Source organism: Streptomyces sp. NPDC111802 (assembly GCF_055634335.1).
This window is the reverse complement of the sequence record NZ_JBVKCZ010000142.1, coordinates 1-4,870: the sequence shown is the minus strand read 5'-3', so window position 1 is coordinate 4,870 and position 4,870 is coordinate 1. Positions and strand designations below refer to the sequence as shown.

At 63.4% G+C, this 4,870-nt stretch carries 5 protein-coding genes; 2 read left to right on the top strand and 3 right to left on the bottom strand.

The features are described from left to right. The first annotated feature begins 487 nt into the window (after positions 1-487). On the top strand, positions 488-1,318 hold the full coding sequence (locus ACZ7NC_RS44505) for a hypothetical protein (RefSeq protein WP_471497863.1): 831 nt from the start codon (positions 488-490) through the stop codon (positions 1,316-1,318). Between the two features lie 16 nt (positions 1,319-1,334). Here the strand turns inward: ACZ7NC_RS44505 and ACZ7NC_RS44500 are convergent, their stop codons facing one another. Then, a complete protein-coding gene (locus ACZ7NC_RS44500; protein ID WP_471497861.1) occupies positions 1,335-1,598 on the bottom strand; it encodes a hypothetical protein in 264 nt (87 codons plus the stop codon). Between the two features lie 877 nt (positions 1,599-2,475). Further along, entirely contained in the window at positions 2,476-3,060 is a 585-nt protein-coding gene (locus ACZ7NC_RS44495; RefSeq protein ID WP_471497859.1) for an AMIN-like domain-containing (lipo)protein, read from the bottom strand. 654 nt (positions 3,061-3,714) lie between these two features. Between ACZ7NC_RS44495 and ACZ7NC_RS44490 the strand changes: the two genes are divergently transcribed. Beyond that, positions 3,715-4,038 (top strand): WhiB family transcriptional regulator, encoded by a 324-nt coding sequence (locus tag ACZ7NC_RS44490; RefSeq protein ID WP_471497857.1) that lies wholly within the window; start codon positions 3,715-3,717, stop codon positions 4,036-4,038. Between the two features lie 646 nt (positions 4,039-4,684). Here ACZ7NC_RS44490 and ACZ7NC_RS44485 read toward each other — a convergent pair. Then, positions 4,685-4,870 (bottom strand): Scr1 family TA system antitoxin-like transcriptional regulator (locus ACZ7NC_RS44485; protein ID WP_471497855.1); only part of this gene is annotated, 186 nt, incomplete at its 5' end.

Genomic DNA, 4,870 nt, shown 5'->3' with positions numbered 1-4,870 from the left:
GCTCAGCCGGCCCCCAACGCGCCGCATTCGAAGTCCCCATACCGCCCCTATGCCCGCCCTGACAGATCGTCAAGAGCGGCCTTAAAGATCAGTACAACCTCGACGAGATTGTTGCTTGCGTCACATCTGTGCGAGGTGACGCAGCACTGTCCCGCGGTACTGCCGCCTACCGGCCGCCAATTATGTCATGTGGCGCATTAATTCTGTCACCGCGCGCCAGAATCTTTATTCCCTGCTTGGCGTGATAGAAATCACATCGCTTCAGGCATAACGAAATTTTCTCCTAGGCGGAAGTGACTTTGCTAGCCAGGCGTGCTCTCCTGTTAATAGCCGGTGTTACCGGCGGTAGTGAGTGTGGGCTGCCGCGGATAACCTGCATAGCCAAGCCAAGCTTGTGAGCGAGAGAGGTATTGCAATGACGGGACGTCACAGGAAGCCGCGCGAAGTCCTCACATCGAGGCAGAAGCAATTACTGAGGGCCGGTGCCGTGGCCGCCCCGATTTCCGCAGGTTTCATGTTCGCTGCTTCGGCAAGCGCCTCTGCCGATGAACTCTCACCGCAGGTGCAGTCACAGCCGACAACAGATCAGGGCTATTCGGCTAATCCACAGGAATGGCATGGGCAGCAGGGCGGCTATCAGGGTGACTGGACGCGGGATGCGAACGGACAGTGGCAGGGAGGCTGGGTCCCCCAGCAAGCTCAGAACGCCCAAGCTCAGGACGCGCCAGCTCAGAACGCGCAACAGTTGGATGCATCACAGCAGAGCCACAACATCCAGCGAAGGGATGTACCACAGGAGGCCCAGCAGCAGCCTTCCCAGTCGTATCCCGATTGGTGGGGCACGATCAATAATCCATCGCTCCAGGATTTCATGAAACTGAGCAAGGAGCACAACCCAAACGGAGAGGATAGAAAGAATGACCAGGACAGGTCCTGGGTGAAAGACGGAGTGGACTGGTCGAACGATGGGTGTACGGCAGGTGGGCAATCAGCTTATGACGCATGCGTTCGCCATGACGCCAATACTCGAAGCCTCCAGGCACATCCAGGCTACTGGAACCCTTACAACTACCTCGGGCCCACCCAAGAGCAATTCAAAAAAGATTTACAAACCATGCACCAGGCGGGAAAGGTCAACTGGTTTATGGCGAATATGGGCTATCCGGCTGGCACTTACGCTGGCGGTAAATTGCCATTTATCTTGCCAGCCTGGGATGATAAATCAAAATGGCAGTATCTCCCTGGGGGCGGGGGGACCACGTCCGGCCAATTCTCCAGTGACCCGAGCGGTTCCCTACTGTCTGGAGACAGCGACTGAGCCTCTTTCAGGAGGCTCAGTGGTCGCTCGAAGTGGTCGCTCGAAGGGGTACAGCCGGGGCACGCGGCGAGGTCGGCGAGCCACCACTCGTTCTCGCCGGGTACTTCAGCCGGGTCCACTGCAACTGGCTTGACCTCGGCCGGAGGTTGAGCTGGTTGGCGATCTTGACGCTGCTCAGGCCGACGCCAGCGAGTTCGAGGACCCGTCGCTCCGGGTCGGGTGGCGCACGACGGCTCTCGCGCTCGCCGTCGTCGTAGTGCTCACCGCGCAGGTTCGACACGATCCACCCGGCATTGGGCACCATCCGACGGCCCGGAGGCAGTTGCCAGGGCGCACAGGCCACGCGCGTGGCCTGTGCGCCCTGCCTTTTTCGCGGCTGCGCAATGCACCTCCGACCTTCGGGTCCGGCATGACTTCCCCCCTTTTGTTCATGACTTGTTCGTGATCTCCGGGAGGGTCCTACGTTGTTGATGGGTCGGATGGGCTGTCGTACGGTCAAGAGGATCCAGTGGCCCCGGCTATGGCTTGGGGTAAATCGTCGGGTTCGACGACGACCTCGCCGGCGAGGCAACCAGGGTCGCGAACCGGCTGCTCGAACGCTGAGAATCCCCCACGGCGCTGCGGAAAGCCGGACACCGAAGGCTGGTTGAAGTGATCCGGTGCAAGGCCCGCGGGCGCTTGGCCCAACTGCTGATCAACGACATCTCCGAGACGCTCGACGGGTAAGCCCTCATCTGGAGCAAGCACCCTCGACGTCGTCATCCGCTCCCTGGCTCGCTCGCGGCCGTCGGCAGAGAGTGGTGAGCCATGGAAACGCCGATCGGGCGGCTGCTGCAATTTCACTCTCTTCTGCGGTCCTGGCCTCGATTCCGGGAGTCGCAGTCATACGGCAGCCACCTTGCTGGTCACCATCGGTGACGGCATCAGCTTCCCCACCGCCGCCTGCACGGCACCCTTGCGCCCCGCACTGCGGCCCACCCGCTCGAGACGGTGGCCGACCGCATGGTGAATACAGGCAGCGACAAAGGCGGGAACAGGCAGACAGTACGAGGAGCTCAGCGAGGTGTCCGGAAGGGCCGATCCCGTCCCTCATCGGACCTCGTCATTTCCGCGGCTGTCAGGTCAGCGACGCCGCGGTGCACTTCGTGGCTGGTTGTTCACCGTGCGCCGGTCCAGTTGTGGGCGACGTCCACCACCATGCGGCCCGGCAGGATCTGAATCCGGAATGGCAGACGTGCCCGGATGCCAAGTCCGAACTGCGTCTGCCCTTCGAGACTGCTCCCATACCTGGCGTCCCTGAAGGTCCGATACCCCGTGAGGTTCACCCCTGGCAGGGGTTGACGCGGCTCAGCAACGTAGGTCGGCTCACCCGTGGTGGTGTCGTAAGCCGGGGCGTGAACCACGACTTCGATGATGGCTCCGCCTGACACGGGTATGAGGTCTCCCGATCCGTCCTGGTAGAGACGGTGGACATACTTGACGGAATAACCGAGGCTGCCACGGTCGGCACCGGGTACCTCGATGACCATCCGGTCGAAGCAGTCGTGACGCCCAGTCCGCGCGTTCATGGCAGGCTCTGTGGTGTAGGCGGAACGCGCCTTGGCACCACTGCCCCATTCGACAGGGCAGGCTGCGCTGTTACCGCTACTGCCCCCTGCGGCGTTGGCAGACGGTGTCACCACGCCTAAGAAAAGGCTTGCGAAGGCAAACGCCGTTGCCCACATCCTTACAATAGGTCTCATAAGGCCCTCCTTCTGGTCATTCTCCTCTTGTATCTCGATACCATGAATAATGACCCGAATGGGTGAGGCGATGGTAGTCCAGATCAGGAAAGAAGCCCTGGCGGCCACTCCGGCTGAACTCGGCAGGCGGCTGGGGCAACTCTGTGTGCCCCAGCCTGCTGTCCAGCGGATGCGGCGGGACCTGGCCTCCACGCAACAAGAAGACGCGGCGCTCCGCATCACCCCTCGTCTGTTCCGCCTTCCCCTCGCCTCCTTTACCTTTGCGCCGGGGCGAGTGCGGTATGCGGAGGGGATATACGGGGTTCGCCTACGGATGGGCCCTCAGCCGCTCCCGCGGTGCCGCGAGCCACCGAAGTCCCTGGGGCGTGAGGGGCAACGCGGGGCCAGCACGCCGACGGACCGGGCGAGGATGGATGCGGGCATCCGCAGGAAAGCATGCTTCCCCGACGAAACCGGGAGGACGAGGGCCGGCGCCCAAATCACTTTCTTGGCGGCAGGCGTCGTGGTGGGGCTTCGAAAAAGAGACCTCCAGGCGACCTTGTCTTTCTCAACGGCCGCAGACGGTGTGGAACCACGGCACCGGCACCTGCCCGCACGAGTGGTGATGAGAGAAGCGGAATTGCGGGAACCAATCGGGGAGAGGACGGCAACGAAGTGAGCACCCACAACATCTGGAGCGAGCAGGCAGCGTGCAGCAGCGGCGATCCGGACGACCTCTTCGTCGAAGGCGCTGCGCAGAACGGGGCCAAAGCCATCTGCACGGGCTGCCTGGTACGCACCGAGTGCCTCGCATACGCCCTGGACCACCGCATTGAGCATGGTGTCTGGGGAGGAATGACCGAACGAGAGCGCCGCGCCGTTCTGCGACGCCGGCCGACAGTCACGTCATGGAGTCTGCTGCTGGAAACCGCCCGCAGGGATCACCAGCCCTCTCCTGTCCCTGACTGCATCAAGCAAGTACTTTCCGAAGCTGGCTGACAGGGGACCCTGCAGTGACCAGAGAGGCTGCAGCGGTGTGCGCGTGTGTCTCCGCCCGGGGCATCGGTGTTGCTAAGCGATGAATCGCGTCAGTTCCACGACCACAGAAACCGCTCATCGCGCCCACTGCCCTCGCGGCTTGCACACCGCATGAGGAGTCACTGATTCGTATGGGTGCCGTGGCAGCTCGACCGCCAACGCCACGACGATGCACGGCGTTTGGAAGAGCGGCAACGAGACGGGCCCTGGTCTGAGCCCAGCACGGGGCCCGCGGGCGGGTTCAGCGGCGCGTAATCGCCACCTCGACCGGCATCGTCCCCCGCGCGTCACCGAGCCGTACCGCGAGCAGGGCCGCCGAGACGGGACCGCGCCCCGGCTGAATCTCGTACATCCGCCACGGTGAAGGGTTGGGTGCGAACTGGCGCGCTGCATGATCCGGCGGCTCACCCGGCCCAACGCCGCTTCGGCCGGGGTTCGGGCGACCGCACCGCCGTAACAGCCCGCGTTGTCCGGCGAGCCCCCGGAACGCGGTTCAGGGCCACTCGCTCCGCTCGTGGGGGCGGCACTCGTTGCTACGGGCTGCTGCTGTTCAATATGCGGGACAGGACTCCGTACGCCTGCCCCATGAAACGACGCCCTCCGAGTCTCACAGCGTCGGGGAGTACCGCTCCATCGTCTGGCGCAGTCGGTCGAGTGACTCGCGCGGGTTGAGGGCCTCGTCGCCCAGACGGTCCAGAGCGAGCCGGTACTCCTCGGTCTCGTCGCGGTCCTCAAGGAAGGCCGCGCTCTTGATGTGCTCCAGATAGACGATGTCGGGCAGATCGATGCCGCC